Annotated in this window: 13 protein-coding genes; 6 read left to right on the top strand and 7 right to left on the bottom strand. The window is 43.3% G+C overall.

Features of this window, described 5'->3' with window-relative positions; translation table 11 throughout:
- Positions 1-106: 106 nt before the first annotated feature.
- The gene (locus BMX95_RS30115) at positions 107-763 is read left to right on the top strand and encodes a hypothetical protein (RefSeq protein WP_081200337.1); all 657 of its coding nucleotides are present in this window, start codon (positions 107-109) and stop codon (positions 761-763) included.
- 405 nt (positions 764-1,168) lie between these two features.
- Here BMX95_RS30115 and BMX95_RS30110 read toward each other — a convergent pair whose 3' ends face one another.
- The 5 genes from BMX95_RS30110 to BMX95_RS30090 all read right to left on the bottom strand — a co-directional run bounded on the left by BMX95_RS30110 (position 1,169) and on the right by BMX95_RS30090 (position 9,947).
- On the bottom strand, positions 1,169-2,680 hold the full coding sequence (locus tag BMX95_RS30110; protein ID WP_081200336.1) for a reverse transcriptase family protein: 1,512 nt from the start codon (positions 2,678-2,680) through the stop codon (positions 1,169-1,171).
- Positions 2,681-3,043: 363 nt separating this feature from the next.
- A complete protein-coding gene (locus BMX95_RS30105; protein ID WP_081200331.1) occupies positions 3,044-4,705 on the bottom strand; it encodes a hypothetical protein in 1,662 nt (553 codons plus the stop codon).
- 162 nt (positions 4,706-4,867) lie between these two features.
- Positions 4,868-8,182, bottom strand: a complete 3,315-nt coding sequence (locus BMX95_RS30100) for a hypothetical protein (RefSeq protein WP_081200329.1) — start codon at positions 8,180-8,182, stop codon at positions 4,868-4,870.
- Between the two features lie 269 nt (positions 8,183-8,451).
- Complete coding sequence (locus BMX95_RS30095; protein ID WP_081200327.1) at positions 8,452-8,922, bottom strand: hypothetical protein; 471 nt, start codon at positions 8,920-8,922, stop codon at positions 8,452-8,454.
- Complete coding sequence (locus tag BMX95_RS30090) at positions 8,922-9,947, bottom strand: AAA family ATPase (protein ID WP_081200325.1); 1,026 nt, start codon at positions 9,945-9,947, stop codon at positions 8,922-8,924. Before BMX95_RS30090 ends, BMX95_RS30095 begins: the two co-directional genes overlap by 1 nt.
- Positions 9,948-10,122: 175 nt before the next feature.
- On the opposite strand from BMX95_RS30090, the gene BMX95_RS30085 reads away from it, so the two are divergent.
- From BMX95_RS30085 to BMX95_RS30065, 5 genes are all read left to right on the top strand, one after another.
- Positions 10,123-11,589 carry a DUF3375 domain-containing protein gene (locus BMX95_RS30085; RefSeq protein WP_081200323.1) on the top strand — a complete coding sequence of 489 codons (1,467 nt, stop codon included), beginning with the start codon at positions 10,123-10,125 and terminating at the stop codon, positions 11,587-11,589.
- A gap of 5 nt (positions 11,590-11,594) precedes the next feature.
- A complete protein-coding gene (locus tag BMX95_RS30080; protein WP_081200321.1) occupies positions 11,595-12,233 on the top strand; it encodes a DUF4194 domain-containing protein in 639 nt (212 codons plus the stop codon).
- Between the two features lie 92 nt (positions 12,234-12,325).
- On the top strand, positions 12,326-15,739 hold the full coding sequence (locus BMX95_RS30075) for an ATP-binding protein (RefSeq protein ID WP_081200319.1): 3,414 nt from the start codon (positions 12,326-12,328) through the stop codon (positions 15,737-15,739).
- Positions 15,740-16,010: 271 nt separating this feature from the next.
- Entirely contained in the window at positions 16,011-16,871 is an 861-nt protein-coding gene (locus BMX95_RS30070; RefSeq protein ID WP_081200317.1) for a murein L,D-transpeptidase catalytic domain-containing protein, read from the top strand.
- Between the two features lie 447 nt (positions 16,872-17,318).
- The gene (locus tag BMX95_RS30065; RefSeq protein WP_081200315.1) at positions 17,319-17,744 is read left to right on the top strand and encodes a hypothetical protein; all 426 of its coding nucleotides are present in this window, start codon (positions 17,319-17,321) and stop codon (positions 17,742-17,744) included.
- A 35-nt stretch (positions 17,745-17,779) separates the two neighbouring features.
- On the opposite strand, the gene BMX95_RS30060 is transcribed toward BMX95_RS30065, so the two are convergent.
- Together BMX95_RS30060 and paaE are read right to left on the bottom strand one after the other, a co-directional pair.
- Positions 17,780-18,826, bottom strand: coding sequence for a nucleoid-associated protein (locus BMX95_RS30060; RefSeq protein ID WP_081200313.1), 1,047 nt, complete (start codon positions 18,824-18,826; stop codon positions 17,780-17,782).
- 89 nt (positions 18,827-18,915) lie between these two features.
- A complete protein-coding gene (gene paaE / locus BMX95_RS30055; protein WP_081200311.1) occupies positions 18,916-20,004 on the bottom strand; it encodes a 1,2-phenylacetyl-CoA epoxidase subunit PaaE in 1,089 nt (362 codons plus the stop codon).
- Between the last annotated feature and the right edge of the window lie 17 nt (positions 20,005-20,021).

Genomic DNA, 20,021 nt, shown 5'->3' with positions numbered 1-20,021 from the left:
AAGTTGAACCGTATTGCACGCTTTGTTATCGGCTTGTAAAAGACCGGTTTTGTGGCCACACGCTTTAAACCTTTGACGCAATTGGGCTTCCCATGCAAAAAATAATATGCGTAAAGGACTGCTTTTAGGCATTATACTGGTGGCTTGTATTTATGAAAGCAATGCCCAGTATGGAGGCGGTTATGGGGGCTATGGCCGTTATGGAAGGCCCAGGCCATACCGCCAGCAACAATTCCGGGAAATGGAAAATTTCAAACCTTCGCTCGATGTATCCATTGGGTATGGCTTTCCCAATCTCGACAAATACCTGCTCAACGATTTCTATGGTTATCATTCCGGAAGCACTACCCAAACAGGGCCCATTATAACCAGCCTGGATTACCATTTTGCACCCCGAATGGCAATTGGCGTAATGGTAAACTATGGAAAGGTTAGCCGCCCTTATATCGATTACAACAGCGGTCAGCAGGATTTTACGGGTAGCTTAACCAATACTGCGGTGTTATTGAATTTTACGAGGTATATGGGCGGTGCTTCCCAAAAGGTGGTGCCTTATACCCGAACAGCCATTGGCTTTAATACCGGTGAAGCGAAATACCTGGCCCCCGATGGAAACAAAGCTGCCAGTACCGATGATGGCACCACGCTGGCTTACCAAATTGGGTTAGGTGTTCAGATCAACGCTACCAAAAACGGCGGTTTCTTTATAGAGGCAGGTTACGGAAAATACATAGTAGCCGGTGGAGTGAAACTGAAGTTTTAAACTATGTCAAAGAGCTGTAAATGGGTATTACAGCTGTTTTGCGCAGAAGCAGGTGCAATCCAACTCAAAGTTAGAGCGATTTTTTATATCTCAATCACCTCCATGGCTATCCCAGGAGCTGTTTGTGCCGTTATGTGCCATAGTAGGGAAAAAGTGCCGTTTTGTGACGGCTTTGGATTGACAATCAATGTGATATTATCAAAAGGGAGTTCCTATAATGGAAAGTAATGTGAAAGGAAAATGAAATGGAGTGTAGACGATATAGCAATGAAGAAGTAGGAATTTGTTCGGGATTTGTTCGGGTTTCTCTAAGGAGAATACCCTGTTTTCTTCGGGAAAAGCAAAACAAATCCCGAACCTGACCTAATGCAGATCAGGCGCAGACCCGAAGAAATTGTAGCACTTTTACACTACATTCCACCACGGTTTGTCATCGTCTTTTTTAGGTTCGTTGGAATTGTTTTGAGTGGGCGGCGTTTGTTTATTCGTTGGAGTAGAAGTTGTTATACTTACCGGGTATTGCAACCTGTTGGTTTGCAGCAGGGCGACAATTTGTTGTTGAAAAGCTGCGCCCTGTGCCGGTTTAACCATTTTTACAAAATTGGCATAACCCGTAATGGCACTGGCCAGGTTACCATTGCCCCATTTCAATTCACCGGCCTCTTTTGTTTTTAACTGATGCAATACGGCCCTGAACTGACGTAACTTTTTGCGCGGAATACCTGCTTTTTCATTTACCACAATGCCCGTTACTTCCTGGTGGGCACCTTTGCGCATAATGCGGATCTTGTCGGGGTGAACCGTAAAGCCTTCATCTGCCAACACTTTCTTAATACGCCAAACCAGTTGCTGCGCATTGGTAGTTGGGTTGTTAAAAGAGAAAGTAATATCATCGGCATATCTGGTAAAGCTGCACTGGTTCTTAGTGGCCAGTCCCTGCAAGCGTTTATCCAGTTTGTAACATAAGATGTTTGTAATGGCCGGACTGGTTGGCGCTCCCTGTGGTAATACACGCTGGCCTTTTTGTACAAAATAGTTTTGTCCGTCGATGGTCACTTCCTCGGTAACCGCTTCGGTACATAACAGGGCGAGTATTACAGCTATCTTTTCAGAAAAACCCAATTGTTGTAATAAGCCTTTTACTCTTTTGTAATGTATAGAGGGGAAGAAATCTTTTACGTCGATGTTCACTACAACAGCCTTACCAATGTGCGGCTGGGCATTGCTGATAATAGAACGTTGCAAAGCAAAACCATGTACAGCGGAGTGGATGGCCACTTTGTTAAAGATGTTTTCCAGGATCCAGTACTGAACATTTTTTAATCGCGGCATGGGTGCCGAGATCAATCTTTTACCACCTGATTTTTTCGGGATATAAAACTTTCGGTAGTGCGATATGGTAGATACTTTTCTGGAGAACGATAAAAAGCGTAGTTCTTTTAAGGGAATGCCCAGGGCCTGCGCGAGATCATTTTCATTGTTAAAAACGGGCAGACCGTGTTTCTGTAACAGGGCTACATTGTTCTCTGTATCATTTAACCCTACAGATACACCTTCGCCCAGGTAAATGATTTCAGTTTCCTTTTGCTTTTTCCAGGCTTCGGCTTTTTCAAGCCGTTTCAATTCTTTTTTCTTTTTGTTTTCTTCCCGCTTCAACCGGGTATCAGCCATCCGTTTTAGCCGCATTTCTCTTAATACAGCTTCTTTGTTCTGATACTTCCGTTTTTCATCGTACAACTTATTGAGCTCTTTATTCAGCTCTGCTTCTTTCTTGATCAACAGCTCGGGAATGGTGGGGCCATTTTCATTGGTTGCCCAGAAGCCCATGCGCTTCATTTCTTCCAGTACTACACTGTCTTTAGAAGATTCGCGGATGCGGTCGTATAACTCTTGACGGATCGATCTGTTATCTGCCATGTTGGGTGAAGAAAAGAGATCATGTCTCGACAGGGGGAACTATGCTGCCTTCGTGCGTACCGGTGACCAGATTAATCAACGCAAGGCACCCGGGTACTGGTGTGATATTATGGCACGCAGTGCCGGTACTGAAAATATTACACCAGTACCCGGGTGCCATAGTAAAGATTACATTTGGTGATGCATGAAATATTCATGTTGCATGAGCGACGAAACATCGCTCTTTCCTTTCGGAAGCAAGGTGCATGAGTTTATTTCCCCTCTGTCAAAGAACACGAAATGCGGTTAACAAATATAGTTTCCTATTTTTTATTTTCTAAATAATTCAGGTAATCTTTTTTTAATTCTTTGTCACGTTCAACACTACCTGAATCCCTGTGTAACCCTTGTTTTATTGAACGACTGCCTAAGGGCCAGCATGTGTTCGCAAGGGCCTTTGTATAATTTATTTTCTTTATAAAAACTGCAATCACAACCTGCCGATCTTATCTTTTCATCGGCATCGATCAATAATTGTGTATTATACGTTTTACGGCTTGCTTTTACAGTACCCGTTAACTGCATACTGCCATCTGCCTGTTGCGACGGGGTGAATTTTATTTCCGACGATTGCATTAAAGCTGCGGCCATTTCTTCCCGCGGGTTATCAAAACGGAGCTGATCGAATGGCAATGGTTCGCGGCTTAATTCACGTAAGCGATAAACATTTCTATTCAGATCGTAGATAACACGTCCGGCCTGTGTATAGGCGCTTAATGCACCTGATACCTGGGCCGTATCTAAATTCAGCTTTTGTGCAAATTGCCGGGCCGTACCGAACCAGTCTTGCTGAATAGCTGTGAATACCTGGGCTTTGATGGCATTATCTACTTCCAGCCGGGGCGCCAACAGATCGAAATTGCCTGCATGGCTCCAGTCGTTGGTAGTCCAGCCGCTGAGGCCAAGGGTGAAATTCATATCACCCATATCGGCGATATAAAAAGAAGGCAGCCCCGTGCCTAATAAATGAACGGTGAATTTCTTTGTAACCGGTATCAGTCGTTCCAGGATCAACAATCTTCTTCTGCCCCATGTTCTTACTTCCTGTTTGGTGGGTCCCGGATATATACTGCGGGCGCAGATGATTTCTTTACCCCATGGTTCCAGGATGATCTTTACAGGATGACCGGGTTCCAACACATAACGTAAAGAACGCGGTCCTCTTTTTTCTTTAAACCGGCGGAGTAATGAACAGATGTTGTAAATATCCATCGGATGCAGATCGAACTGAATGGTAGGCAGGGTCATGGCGCTGCTCACCTGTAAAAATCCACGTACCCAGCTATCGGGCAGGTCGATCTTCACTTCTTTATATAATTCCTCCTGTGTGGTTTGCACGGCAAAACCGCTGGGGTCAACTTTTAATTCTGTTTCTTTATAATCACGCACCTTCTGAAACTCTTCATACAAGGCACTCGAGTAATCGACATTGGTAGTGCCGCATTTGTAGTCGTCAATTTCCTTGAACACATTGTAGTTGCAACCGAGTTTACCATATGTTGATTCATCCTGGCTGAAGCATTCAAAGAACAGTTCATCGGGGTGAATGGTAATTACGGGGTCCAGCACAATCCAGGCTTCCTTATTCTTCTCGTATAAATAATTGAAGTAACGCTGGCGGGCTTTCAGAAAAGGCGCCATCAGGGCATCTTTTTTTGAGCGAACGTCTGCGAGTTCGGTCTTTAATTGTTCAATGCGGTTATTGGCAGCGTTGGCATCGTAACCGGCCATAAATTCGGCCAGAAACAGAGATTCGTTTTGTGCTACCCATTCTTTATAGGCGGTTTTATCTTTTGGTTTGAACCGCAGGTCACTGATAACAACATCGTGCAGGGCGGAGATAGCTTCGCGAAACGCCAGCTTTTTATGCAGCTTGCCTACAAACCAGGCGCTTTCCCGCAGGGTGTCGGGGGCAAACGACAATCCCGTTTTATGTATGGTACTGGTTACAGTACTGTTTCCCGCGAAACGATAGTTAAATAACATGAATCACTATTTAGTTCTGAGTACTTTGTTATTTGTTGTTCGATCTGGATTCTTATTATTTGTTGCCAGTTACCGGTTACCAGTTACCGGGGAAGGCAAAATACAGTCGGCCGTCTGCTATAAAAATCCTGGCGACCGGTAACCGGCGACAGGTAACAGAAACTATCTGGTCTCAATCTCCTTTACCAACAAAGGCGTCTGTACTTCATACAATGATCTTAGTTGCAACAACACCTCAATACATTTTGCTTTGTCGCCAATAGCTGCAATGGCCGATACATCGGATAAGATAGCGCCGATGAGTTTGGCAGCAGCTTCTGACTTACGGCCTTCGGTTAACAGAAAATGATAGATCCTGTTTTTGGCGATGCGGCTTTTATTTACCCGTGTTAATACCGAACGGAAATAAAATTCCAGTGATTGTATCTTCTCCACATCGTCGGCGGCAAAACGCTCCAGGTAATTGGTGGCAAACAGCTGCATGCGTTCACTGGGGTGCTGCGTTAATTTCAGCAGGTACGTAGTGCCATTATCAGTGGTGAAGAATTTGGTGATCAGTTCGCGGCCGTAAGCTTCAATATCAGGTTTCACCGAATCGGCTAATGCAATGAGGGCTTCCGGCGTCCAGTCGTTTTCGGTAAACTGTTCGCGGAAGAACTGCATGGCAAACTGCCGGGTGTCGGCCCATTTGCTATCGAGTAATTTAATGGCGGCGTCTTTTTCGAATTTAATGCGGGGTGCCTGTTGCTTATAAAAATTCCAGCACCAGGTACGCACCTGCAGGTTTTCGTGACCGCCCAGGGCAATTACCTGTGGAATGGTCAGTTGGGCAGGATCGGTATATTTCTCCAGGATCACAAGGCCCACGCCCTGTGCGGCCGCATAGTTACCGTATAATAAGTTTAAGGCTAATTCTTTATTGGCGTTTTGTAAGTAGTTGCCCAGCTCATTGCACAACAAACTGCCAACGTCATCATGCAGCCCTTCACTGGTTTCTTTTCTTAATAAGAAAGGCATCAGCAGGTCGGCTGCTTTCTCTCCAAAACTCCGGTCTTTTTGCGCCAGGCGGGCCATCACAGACCCAATGCCCCTGCGTACAGACCGGAACGGGGAAACGCAGCAAAGAATGATCTCATCCGGATTTTGTAACAGGATGGCTGCATCTATTTCATTCAACAAGGCCAGTCCTACCTCGCGTATCGGTTCGTAAGGGTGTTCCAACAAACCGAACAATACGGCCCGGTTTACCTGCTGTGAGCCTTGTGATTGTTGTTTAAGACGCAGTACCTGTAAGCCGAACAATAACACCGCCGGTACATCGTGCTGCATCAGGTCTTCTATTACTACCAGCGGTACCTGGTGCAGTTCTGAATAAAAATATTCAACCAGCGCCTGGGTAACCCGGCTGATGATGGCCTCATTTTCCGGGGTCATTTCGGTAAAGGCCATGTATTCGGCAATGGCTTTACCAATAACCGCATTCTTTATTTCGCTGGTAAGATTGCTTTTTGCGATCAGCACCAATCCCCAGTTGAAGATCCCGGCATGTGTGGCAAACAACAGGTCCTTTATAAAATCGCTTTGTTGCAGGTATTGCTGTTGGTGTTGACCCGCCCACTCCTTACCCTTATTGCGGGCATCGGCATTGCGCGAATTCAGCAGGGCGATAACCAGGTCTGCATCTGCCTGCTGGCCGGCAAATTTCTCCAGCGTTATTTGTAAGCCAAACGCGGCAGGAATATCGAATGGGGATAATAATAATTTCTTGCAGGCGTATTTATCCAGCTTTCCCTTGATCTCATTCCATTGCGGATGCGCCAGTAAACCACCCTGTGCAAATTCATGGATCTCGTCCATTTGCGCTTCCATCAACAATTGCACATACGACTGGGGCAGTTTGTTCCACAAATGCAAAAATGGCGTACCATTTTCATTTACGGGGGAAGTCGTTGGCGCTTCGGGGGGCGGAGATGCTTGTTCTGCTTCTTTCTTCTTCCCAAAAATGCCGGAGATCTTTTTAAGCAAACCAGTCTCGCCTTTTTTGTCGTTGGTGTTTGCAGGCGGAACGATGTTCCTTCTGTCGGCCAGTAATTCTTCTTCTGATCTGATGCGCCATACCCGTTGGTTCACCAGTTTTAATTCCGGATGCTCACCGCTCAGGATCTGGTGCATAAACACGGCGTGTGCATTTTGCGGGAACTTGGTTTTAACGGTTGTGTAATTACGGCCGTTCCATTTATAAGCGGAGGTGGTATAGGCTTCTTTAAAGTCTGTCGATTTATTATAGGCGATCAAGATACCGGTAGCCAGCTTTACATAATCGAGGCTATTGAGCTCACCATACATTTGCAGGCGGCGGTTCACCCGTTGGCGCAGGTATTTACGCGTTCTTTGCGAATAAGCAAGGCGGCTATTGCCCTTACGTAGTTCGGTATTGGGATTGATCCGGTCTTTTGCTTGTGGCAGATAAACTTCAGCCCTGTCATTGGCAGCGGGAATGGTATGTTTGAAAAACTCGGGGTGCCGTTCAAAGCGCAAGGCCAACATACCCGTAATCTCAAAATCATCTAACAATTCGGCCTGTTTGAACACGGCCCTGATGTGTTTGAAATAAACGGGTTTTAACGGAGCTTGTAATAATAACTTCTTTATAACCGCACGCATCCAGTTCTTTTCTGTGGAGAGGAGGTACAGCGTTTCGAGCCAGTTGTAATGAGATTCCAGGTTAGTGATCCTTTCGTCTGCAATGGCGTCAAGCACACCCGCGTGATTGGCCTCAACAGCTGCTTTTATTGTTTCAGGCAACGACCTAATGAATAGTTTTAGGTGTTGTTCCTTTTCACCGCCTTGTAAGATCCGTAACAAACCGGCACCGGCAATCTTTTTAATTACAGGGGAAGTATGCTCCGCGAAGATCTGTTGTAAAGCAGCTACATTTGTTTCATTGCCACAACGCGCCAGCGCCCAGGTACAACTGTATTGATGAACGAGATCGCCATTATTAAATAACTTAATAATGTATTGCGCTGCCTCTGGTATTTTATACTCACCGGCTTTCCATATAATGCGCGACAATTTCCATTTGGTACGGTGCGAACTTATATTACCCTGGGTGGCATTATACAACCGTTGCAAAATACCCTTGTTGCGCCCTTCGGGCATCGACATAAAACTGGCACCAATGGTAGTTTCGGTATTTAATGTAAAGGTGCTTGCCTGAAGTGCAGCGACAGCGGCGCTGTCAGCAGAATAACCTTTTGAGGTCTTTTCGGCTTCCACTTCATTAAAGATCTTTTCTGCATCTGCCAGGGTAACGGGCACCGGGGTTTTGCTGCCCTCTTTTAGTTTTGAATATCGGCGACCATATCGGAAGTTTACCACGTATTTATCATTACCTACATCACACAGGTCGATCTCATAAACTTTATCGGAGTTACCTTCTTTAAAATAGAGGATACTTTGTTTTACAAGGCGCATGGGATAAGCTACACTTTAAGAGGCAGGTAAGATAGAAAAAAACATTCGATATTACCAACCCTTCCTTTATATTTAATGTGGTAGTTTGTCACTGTGCGTGTGACAAACTACTCATGTAAATGGGTATTGCCAGCCACCGCTAACGAACGAGAGTAACTGTTCCTTTTTCATTGGTAACAGGTCCGTTGTCGAATTGGCGACAAAATAATAATATAGGCGAAAGGGTCTTGTAAGTAATATGAAGATGTTTGGAGGGGAAAATGTAAAACCTAATAGGCCTGGTTAATTTCGTCCCTAAGATATTTCAGACCTTCATTCTCGCTCTTATATAATTCTTTTAATAATTCACGAAACCTTTCTAATCGATAGTTGATAACCTTTTTTAGTTCTTTTGCAGTATCGGGGAGGTGGAATTTATTCGGATTGATGCCAGATCTTTTGCACTGATAAATTACCCATTCTTCAAGGCGGGGTTTAATAATAAGAATAACCTTACTTGTGTTTGCCTGTATAAGTTTTATGGTCTCAAATTTTTCTTCAACAAGCTTGAATTTTTTCAAATGATTGGGTTGAGCAGATCCAGGATCTTCATCTATAATAGCAACTTTTGTGTCAAATTTTTCCAAATATTTGCAAACCTCACCTTTATTATCCTGATGAACTATTTCTTTTTTACTTAAACCTAAAACTTGCATCAAAATTTCATCAGGGTTGCATTCTACGATCGCTTTCTTAATCATTACTTGCCAAGGTTATCTAAATTAAAAAAGGTTCCACTTCCTAATGTGATCAGTTCGTTCATTTGTTCATTGTTACATTCCTCAACGACAGTTTGATAATTTTCCATACGGGTGATAAATACAGAAATATCACTTAAGGGGGTTTGTTCTAAAAGAGAGCCAAGCAGGTAAGGGTTGTGTGTGGAAATAAAGTACTGATTATTCTCATCGTTGGCTATACGTTCTGCAAAATCTTTGACATAAAACGGAAACATATTGCTTTCAGGTTCATCTAAGACAAGAATAGTGTTATTGTTTGTTTCTACAGCTAGCAATAAAAAAATATAGCGTTGCATAGTTTCTGATATAGTTGCATAGGGAAAACTGTACAACTCATCATTTACATCTTTAGCCATATCTATTTCATTTTCCGTAGGCTTTAATACTAATCGAAACCCTTTAGTTCGGAAAAATTCTGAAACCATTTGTTTCCAATCCCTATTGGATTGCAGAATAGAAGGAATATTGTCGCCAAAAGGGGGATTTAAAAAGGGGCGATAATTTATTTCGAAATTTAGAAGACGTTTAAATATATAAGTTCTAAAATTAGATTCTAAAGAACCATGGGGATTTTTAATAGTATTTGAAGCAATGTCTAAATTAAAATGAAGTGAGTTATTACGGTTCTCATACCATTGTTCATTGTTAAAAACAACAGAAGCTGTTTCATACAGAATGCCTTCAAAATTGTTTAGTAATGCACCCTGACTGTTGCGAGCATAACGCAATTTTAGATTTAACTCATCGGTACTAACTTCAATTGTTTGCGTGGAATCAAAATCGTAAAAAAAATCACCCACATTTTTGTATCGAAATATCTGCTTGAAATAATTATCATTTAGGGCATTCAAGGAGAACCAGCTTAAGGCTTCCAGAATATTGCTTTTACCAGAATTATGTTCTCCAATAAATACATTTATCCTATTTGTCTGTATTTCGAAATTTTTTACTGACTTATAGTTTTTTATTGAAAGTCTATGTACCATTGTGCAAATATAAATGTTATCAGATTTCGGTAACAATTAGTCTTAAGTTAATAAAATTCAATGTCAAAGAGATATATTTTAACATAATGTGTGGGCTTTATTGAAGTCTTATTAAAAATAGGACTATTTTTAAAATAATCAAGTCTAATGTAGCGCGGTTAAGCGCTAAGGAATCATGAAACAGGAAGATTTATTGTACTTATTGACTGCAAATCCTGCCATACAAATGCTTCGCTCGCGGAGCGCCCGTTGGTATTTACCCTTTCTTTATCATGTATACAAGGAGGAGAACCGGTTTGTTATCGGGGAAGACATATTAATACAATTATTATCCGAAACACTTTCGCACCAGGAAGACGGGACTGAGGATTTTGAAGAAGCCAAGATCATTTTCGGGGAGGATGAAGAAACCCGCAGCCGCAAATACATCCTGAGCTGGGTGCAGAAAAGAATTTTGCAGGACCTGCAGGATGCGGAAGGCAACATTCAATACCAGTTAAGCGCCCATACCGAAAAAGTTTTTCAATGGACCCTTACGCTGCAGGCGCGTAATCACGTGGGTACCGAAAGCCGGTTTAAATTACTGTTCAACTCCCTGCAGGATATAGTTGAAAAAACAGAAGACGACCGCCCCAAGCGGTTACAGATGCTGAAAGACCGCCGCGCAGAGATCGATAAAGAGATCAAGGCAATAGAACTGGGGGTGGCGCCTGATAACTACAGCAATGCGCAGGTGCAGGAACGCCTGGAGTTATTTACCCGCCTTTGTTATGAACTCATCAGTGATTTCAGGGAGGTGGAGGACAATTTCAAACAGATCCACCGCGCTATTGTTGAACAACATACCAAAGCTGAACAAAATAAAGGCGCCATCGTTGGCTTTGCCTTTGCGGCGTATGATGCCCTTCGTAACAGCAACCAGGGTAAAAGCTTTTACTCGTTCTGGGACTTCCTTATTTCCCGTGCCGGTCAAAGCGACTGGAAAGAACTGACCGAACAATTACTCGACCTCTTAAAAGATCGGGGCATTGAAGCAGATGTTCAATTCCTGGAAAACATAAAATCATTACTGTTAGAGCAAGGTAAAACCGTATACGACGCCAATGATAAGATGGCAGAAAAGCTGAGCCGGATCATTTCTGAAAAAGAAATTGCCCGGCATAAGCGCCTTCGCCACCAGATAGGGAATATCAAGGAATTGATCTTTGACCTGATGGAAGAAGAGGACGTAAAGGCAGGTATTAATTTAGACGAAGGCGTGGAAGTAAAAATGCTGATGGAACGGCGTTTACTGTTTGAACAAAAGAAGGCGGTGGTAGCCGTAAAACAACCCGCAGCAGCCAGCGAAAAGATCGCCGATCCCGAACGCTTTGGCCGCATGATGAATGTTACCCATATTGATAAAAAGAGATTATGGCAAAAAGTAGAGTTTGCTTTAAAAGAAAAGGGAACTGCCACGTTGAAAGAAGTGCTGGAGCTGCAACCGCTGGAGAACGGCATTGCTGAAATTGTAAGCTATTTTAGTTTTCTGCGCGATAAAGCAAGCCGGGTACAGGTGATCCATAATACCAGCGAGCATATTCCGTTAAATGCAGCCGCCACCAAATTTGTAGAAGTACCTTATTTATTATTTAGTAAATAGCCGATATGAGCGCTCAGCAAAGAATATTACCCTATACATCTGTATTTATAAAGCTACTGAAGGGGCCTGTTGAATACGTAGAGAAAACCACCTGGGAAAAGCTGATCCAGTACAAAGTGGAGTTAACCGGCTTTCTGTTGCAATTAGGCCTGGCCCTTGTATTGGACGAACAGGACGGTTATGCCTACTTAAAACACTACCCGTTTGAAGAAGATGAGAACCCGGTATCGTGGATCCAGAGAAGAGCACTTACCTACGAAGAAAGCGTGATGCTGGTATTGCTGCGCGAAATGATGGCCGAGTTTGAAGTAGGCGAAGCCACCAACCGCGAGCTGATAAAAAAGCGCCGGGAAATAAAAGAATACGCCGAGTTGTTCTTTAAAGAAAACGCCAGCCGTGTTAAGTTCCTCAAAGAAATTGACAGGTTGATAGACAAAGCCGAGGAGAATGGGTTCCTGGATAAAACAGAAGCGAATGAACTGGCCGATGAACAAAAGTTCCGCATAAAAAAAATTATCAAAGCAAAAGTGAGCAGCGAAGAGCTGGATCATTTTTACCAGCAATTAGTAAGGGTTAAAGAAGAAAAAGAAAATAAAGGAGAGCAAGATCAATTGGAAGAACAAATGTTAAAAGTTGAAAGTTGAAGGTTGAAAGTTGCCTGAATGTCGGAGTGTCCGATATACTGCAGGCTTCTTTATACTTTGAACTTAAAACTTTCAACCATTAACTTGGAATTATGCAGTTAAGCGTTTTTAGTACTGATAGTCAAAAGAGCGGATTTCGGTTACAATACATGGAAATATTCAACTGGGGAACCTTTGATGACGTGGTGCACAGCATCCGTCCCATGGGTGAAACCAGTTTATTGACCGGCGCCAACGGAAGTGGTAAAACCACTTTTGTGGATGCGCTGCTTACCCTGATAGTGCCAGAGAAGCGCTACCGTTTTTATAACCAGAGTAGCGGTAGTGAAAAAAAGGGCGATCGTACAGAAGAAACATATGTAATGGGGGGCTATGGCTCTATGAACAGCGAAAGCACCGGTTCATTGAAAACCCTGTACCTGCGCGAAAATAAAGACGAAGCCTATAGCATTCTGCTGGCGCATTTTGCCAATGAAGCAGAACAGGCTGTTACCCTTTTTCAGGTCCGATACTTTTCAGGCGGCGATATGAGAAGGTTGTTTGGCATTGCCCATAAAGCCCTGCGCATAGATGAAGACTTTAAACCGTTTGACCTGAATGGCCAATGGAAAAAAGCGCTCGATCAGAAGTACAATAAAGGCAGCCGTAAACAAATTGAGTGGTTCGATGCAGCCAGCAAATATGCCCAGCAACTGGTGCATGTATTAGGGATGCAAAGTGTACAGGCGTTGCAGCTGTTTAACCAAACCGTAGGTATTAAAGTGCTGGGTAACCTCGACGAGTTTATTCGCACCCACATGCTGGAGCCACGGAATATGGAAGAGTCGTTCCAGGACCTGAAGAAACACCTGGCCACCCTGCTGGATGCCCGCCGCAATATTGAAAAAGCTGAAGAACAGATAAAACTGTTACAACCGATAGAGCAGCATTTCACGGCTTATAATAAGTTAAAGAACGAAATTGAAGAAAGTGAGCAGCTGCTGCAAACCGCCAGGATCTGGAACAGCTATACCCGGAATGAATTATTACAACAGGCTATAGAAGAAAGCGACGCCAGCATACATGACATTCAGCAAAAGCAACAGATCGTTAAATTAACCTACGATCAGTTGCAGGAAGAGGAACGAATGATCAAAAACCAGATCGACCAGAACAAGGCCGGTCAGCGCATGCAGCAGCTGGAAAAAGATGTACAGGACCTGGAATTAAAAAAACAGGAAGCCACACAGGAACTGGCCCTGTTTGCCAGCTGGTGTGAGGAATTACACCTGGAAGAAAAACAACCTGCGGACGAAGCCACTTACCAGCGAATAGCCAAAGAGGCCAATCGTAAAAAGCTGGAACTGGAAACCAAACAACGCCTGAACGAAGAAGATGAATATTCGGCCAAGCGCGCCAAAGAAAAATCAGATGCGGATAAGAAAAAGGTAGAAGATGAGTTGAATAACCTGCTGCATAGCAAGAACAACATGCCCTCTAACCTCATCAGTATACGCAAGCAGTTATGCGACGCATTGAACCTCGATCAAAATGAGCTGCCTTACATTGGGGAGTTGATGCAGGTACGGTCAGATTGTTCTGAGTGGCAACCGGCATTGGAAAAGTTATTGCGCACATTCTCGCTTCGTTTGCTGGTGCCGGATAAATACTATAAAAAAGTAAACAAGTACATCAACAATAATCACCTGGGCATGCGGTTGGTGTACGAGCATGTGACCGATAACCCAATGATCCAAAATCCTGAGCGGGATACGGTGTATGAGAAACTGGAGTTTCATCCAGACAGCCCGTTGAGCAGCTGGGTAGAACAACAGATCATCTGGCAGTTTAACCACGTTTGTATTACCGATGAAAAAACACTGGACCGCTACGAAAAGGCGATCACCTTAAATGGACTGGTAAAAAACAAATCGCGCCATGAGAAAGACGACCGGAACGGGAAACACGACCCCAGTAAGTATGTAATGGGTTGGAACAACGAGAAGAAAAAAGACTTTCTGATAAAACGCAGGAATCAGTTTGCCGATCTGGTTGTAAAGGCCAATGAAACGCTGGAGAAATGTAAAAGCAAAGCAGAGAGGCTGCAAAAACAGTTCTACGCCATTACCCGTATTCGCGAACATAAGGGTTTTGCCGACCTGGACATGACAGGTATTCAACGCGGCATACATAAATTACAGGAGCAAATAAACGGATTGCGCAAAGCCAATAAAGAGCTGGATAATTTAAAAGCACAGCTGATAGATATTCAGCAAAAAAGAGATGAAGCGGAAAGTCAGCGTGGTCAATTGTTGATCGATGAAACCAGGTTGAAAGACCGTACACAGCAGTACCAGAAACAACAGGAAGCGCTACAGCCTTTGTTGCAACACGTCAGCGAATCAGATAAAGACGGATTGTTGCAGTTTCAGCAGCAACAGGCTGCCCTGCTTTCGGAGATTACTTTGCAGAACATAGATGAAGTGTACGAAGGGCTGAAAGCAAAACAAACGCGTTTGAATGAAAAGCAACGGGATGAGTTGCATAAAGAAGAAAACCAGCTGAACAAATGTATCAATCGCATCAAGAACCCTTCTACGGAATTAAAAAGTAAGTTCTCACCCGAGTGGGACGGCGATGTACAACACCTGCCTGAAGATGCCGCCTACGCCAATGAATATATCGATTGGTTAGGCAAGCTGGTGCATGAGAACCTACCCAAATACAAACGCGATTTTGAAAGCTTCATCAACGATACCATAACATACAAGATCGGTGGCCTGAATGAAGAAATGGAAAGATGGGAACGTGATATCAACAACAGCGTAACCCGGTTGAACCAGTCGTTGGGTGGCATTAATTTCAACCGCCTGCCCGATACCTATATTCAATTAGGTAAAAGACCAGTGCCTTCGGGAACGGATATCAAAGAATTCAGGGGCCGGTTGCTGGATGCATTGCCACAGGCGGCCAACTGGCAACAAAGCAGCTTTGAAGAAAAATCGAAACACTTTACCCAGAAAGTACAACCGTTGATAGATGAGCTGGATAAAAATGAAAGCTATCGTAATAAAGTAATGGATGTGCGTAACTGGTTTGAGTTCTGGGCCGATGAAAGGTTCCGTAATACCGATGAGATAAAGAAAACTTACCGGCAAATGGGACAGTTATCGGGTGGTGAAAAAGCACAGTTGACCTATACCATTTTGTGTAGCGCCATTGCTTACCAGTTTGGTATTACGCGCGAAGGAAAGAACAGCCGGAGCTTACGCTTTATTGCTGTGGATGAAAGCTTCAGTAACCAGGATGAGGAAAAAGCCACTTACCTGATGGAATTGTGTAAACAGTTACACCTGCAGTTACTGGTAGTAACACCCAGTGATAAGATCGCCATTGTACAAAACTTTATAGCCCACGTACACCTGGTGCAGCGTGTGCAAAACCGACATAGCGTATTATACAACATGACTATTAAGGAATTGAAAGAACAGGTAGCAGAAGCAAATCCGTTATTACAGGAAGGGTAAGTAATTATATGTAGTCATTGTGGGACGTTTCCCAAAAAGACATTCTTTTATCCTGAATCAGGAAAAAAGAATGTCTTTTTCGTTAAATGTGTACATTATTCGCATTTGGATTCTCAACAAATTTCCCATCCGCTAAAAATTTAACTACCAAAGTTTAATGCCGGCGCCTGCTGGCGACTAATTTTTCAGACAATGTTTTTAATTGGCATGGTATGCAGTTTGTGATACGGTGTTATAACCCCTTTTAAATACATACATAAATTCTGCCAGTATGAAAACTCTAATCGTTTTAGGAGCGGCCAACATTTTTTTAGGATTCGCCTCCTTTGTATTAAGTAACCATGTAGAAAAAACGAGAACTATTGAAGATAATAACAGCGTAATTGCAACGCATAAGAGATTTGTCAAGCCGATAAAACATCCCCTCCTTGCAGCTGTCGCCAATTCTGCCTGCAAGAAGCTGGTAAAAATCAAAACAAAGATCCGTATTACAAGGAAAAAAACTACTCTCCCGGTTTTTATAAAAGCCAATGCTGTTGCCGGCACAAAGAACGCAGTTGCCATGCAAAAAGAAACCGGCCTGGATGATTATAATTATATGCAGTTGATAGACAAAGCGGAAAAGCTGGAGGAATATGCAAAATTGAATGGATACAGTACGGAATATGGGTTCCTGATAAATATGGGAATGAAATCGGGAAAGAAAAGATTTTTCGTCATTGATCTGTCATCGATGGTAATAATCGACCGGGGTATTGTGTCGCATGGGCGGGGACGAGAGCCCCAAACCCCTAATAAAACCTATTCAAATGTACCGGGTAGTAATTGTACCTCACTTGGAATATATGAAGTTGGTAAATCAGATACGAGTGTTGGTGGTGCTTCTTATAAGTTGTATGGTTTACAGGAAAGCAATAGTAATGCCAGCAAAAGATCCATCGTATTACATGCCATGGATACTATTCCTGAAAATGAAATGGAACACCCCATATTTCAAAGTAAAGGTTCACCAACTATATCCAATACTTTCCTGAATGAGGTGAGTACGATCATTAAAAAAGATTCGAAACCGGTATTGATGTGGATCTTCGATACCGAAAGAGAAAGCGAGTTGTTAAGCAGCTGTTATTAGTAATTATTAGCCGGAAAGCCATCGAATATCTTCGTTCTTTAAAGAACTTATTCTTGTCGGGCAAGACCCAATCCACTGCATCCTGTTAAAAATCGGTAATCTCCATTATAGCCTTAGCACCTTTCCAATCCAATAAGACTTTTATATAAAAAAGAGTCCCGTTGGTGGGACTCTTTTACAATTTTAATCAACTGATGTTATAATTTAATAAGCTTTAGCGTTTGACTGTTATTTCCTGGTAGGTTATTTTAGCAGGTGTCGTCGATTTTGCTTTGTATGTTGCAAAAGTTTGCGATATTTCAGGACTTTATTGCCGCAAAAACCCGCACTGGAACTGCATTTAATGATTACATCATAATACAGGTTACCTTTGCAGAGTGTCAATCGATTGGGTGGGGGCGAAAAACGGCAACCCCTACCTGTAAATGAATAAGGAAAAAGAATAATATGGAACGGAAGAAAATAGATGTGGACGTTGTGAAGGATGTGCTGGAAGCATTGCTGATAGCGCAACCACATTCCACTTTTGTGCAAAGCCTGTATCAGCAGTACCAGGAACGGGGTGGATTAAGTAAAAAACAACTGGAAGGAATTTATAACAAGTCGCAGAAGGTAAAATCAATTCCCGTTGCCAAGCTGGCCACGCTGGAAGCGATGATATTGAAACGCCCTACCCGGTATAAATCAGCGCCACCCGCACCCAAACCCATGTACGAGAAAGATGAACGCATGGGTCAATTGATGGAAGCCATACTGGCTAAATACCCGGAGCACAAACGGGTTGTTTTTTTGAAAGCTAAATACGACAATAACGAAACGCTCACGCCGGCTGAAGTGTTGGATGTAGAACGTTTCTTTAAAGCACTGAAGTAGGTGGGTTACCCGCCGGCCGGCGGATGGCTCATTTTCTAAGTCTCCTCATCAAAGAACAACTTATAGTATTTCTTCCCACTCATTTCATCAACTCCTTTTTCAATAAGATCGCGGCGGCCATGAATATAGATGTGGAAGTTCTTGTCGAGCTTTAATACCGTTTTGAAAGCGCGTTGTTGTTGTTTTACTGCCGATACGTGAATGGCAAACTCATCCTGGATCTCAAAGTTTTTGGCCGATTCGAAGTTCTTTTTATAGTCCATGAAGGTATCAACCACTTCCTGGTGGTGAATAACTTCGTTGGTAAACTCATCGATACTGAAATTCTCCTTGGTTTTAAAGTATTCCATGGAGCGGTTCAGCATATCTATCTGATCGCTTTTGGATACGTCGAATTTCTCGGGGTATTCATTGGTGATAAAACTCTTGCAGAGGCTGAGGTATTTATCCGTATTGTGATAATCGTCTGCATAGGGTGTTACCTGTAAAAAATCGGTGATCCAGTACTGGGCATCGTTTTGTTTATTGGTAGCATCAACCACGCTTACTTTAAATCCTTCATTGGTGTTGGTGTGAAAGATGAGGCAGCCTTTATCGAGTTTATTGATGTTTACGCCTTCTTCCTGTATCACTTCCCAGCTTGGGCCGTGTTGAAATACTTTCAGAAAGGTTTCTTTGGTTTCTGATTTGAAGATGCCAACGGCTCTTATGAAATCGCCTTCAAAAGGCACATCGTTGAACTTCACTACATACAGCTCCCCTTCTTTTACTTTTACATGTGTTGATTTGCTGTACAGGAATTGGGCCAGTAAAGCAGACTGCTCGGTAAAGCTTTCCCGTTCCTCGAAGATCTTACGAACGAAGGTATACACCTCATTCATATTTACGTCGCTGAGGTGGGTAAAATGGTAAGTCTCATTTTCATTAAATGCCCCCAGGAAATATTTGGTAAGCAGGCCTCTTACCATGTCGTCATTCAGTGTGAGTGGGTTTAAAGAGAGCTTTAATTCTTCACCCCGGGAGGGATTCCCCACTTTATGAACGATCACCTGTTCCAGCTGTACACTATCAATTCCGGTCATAACCTGTTTTTGAGGCCGCGAAGATAAGGTTGGGGAGCTACGGAAATCGACAATTTCGCCAGCTGGCTGAAGATGTTGATAATTTTTACTTATTTAATATCGAAATCGATGACAATTCTTTCGCTGCGGGGGTGGCTTTGACAGGTAAGAATGAAACCGGCGTCTACTTCTTCCTGTTCCAGGGCATAGTTGGTATCCATATCTACCTTGCCTTCAATAAGTTTGGCCTTGCAGGTGCTGCATACCCCTCCCTTACAGGAGAAAGGCAGGTCGGCGCCCTGTTGCAGGGCAGCTTCCAGTACGGTTTCGCCATCATAAGGAAGTTGAAAGTCAAAGGAAATACCATCCAACTTCACGGTGACCTTGCTTATGTCATTAGCGCTTTCTTCATTTCTGCCTTCTGCCCTCTGCCCTCTGCCTTCGGTTTTTTCCCCCGGCGTGGTGAACAGTTCGAAATGAATCTTTTTCTTATCGATGCCCTGTTGTTCCAACCAGCCTTTTACGGTGAAGATCATTTGTTCGGGGCCGCAGATGAAGATGTCATCCATACCGGGCACATCGATGAGCTTATCGCTTAACAGGGATAATTTCTCCTCGTTAATGCGACCGGAATAAATAACCGCTTCAGTTTGTTCGCGGCTTAGCAAATAGTGAATAGCCAGCCGGTTGATGTATATATTCTTTAATGCTTCGAGTTGTTCTTTAAATATTATGCTGTTCCGGTGCTGATTGCCATATACCAGGGTAAATGAGCTGTCAGGTTCAGTGAGCAGGGTGGTTTTAATAATAGAGATCACCGGAGTAATACCACTGCCGGCGGCGAAGGCCAGGTACCTCTTTTTATGAGCTGAACTGAGTTCGGTAAAGAAGGTGCCGGTGGGCGGCATTACTTCCATCACATCGCCCTTTTTGAGCATATTATTGGCCCAGCTGGAGAATTTGCCGTAGGGGGCTTTTTTAATGGCTACGCGTAATTCATTTTCGGCAGGACAGCTACATATCGAATACGAACGGCGAACCTCCTCATTATTTATTACTGTACGTAAGGTGAGGTTTTGGCCATGTTTGAACAGGTAGTCGTTTTTCAGATCATCAGGCACCTCAAATGCGATAGACACACAATCGGGCGTTTCTTTTCTGATATCTGCAATCGTCAATTGATGAAAATGCGTAGCCAAAAGGGCGAATTTTTAGT

It is taken from the genome of Niastella yeongjuensis, from assembly GCF_900110245.1.
GTDB classification, from domain to species: domain Bacteria; phylum Bacteroidota; class Bacteroidia; order Chitinophagales; family Chitinophagaceae; genus Niastella; species Niastella yeongjuensis.
Note: the sequence above shows the minus strand (reverse complement) of the source record. Positions and strands in the feature narration are given on the sequence as shown.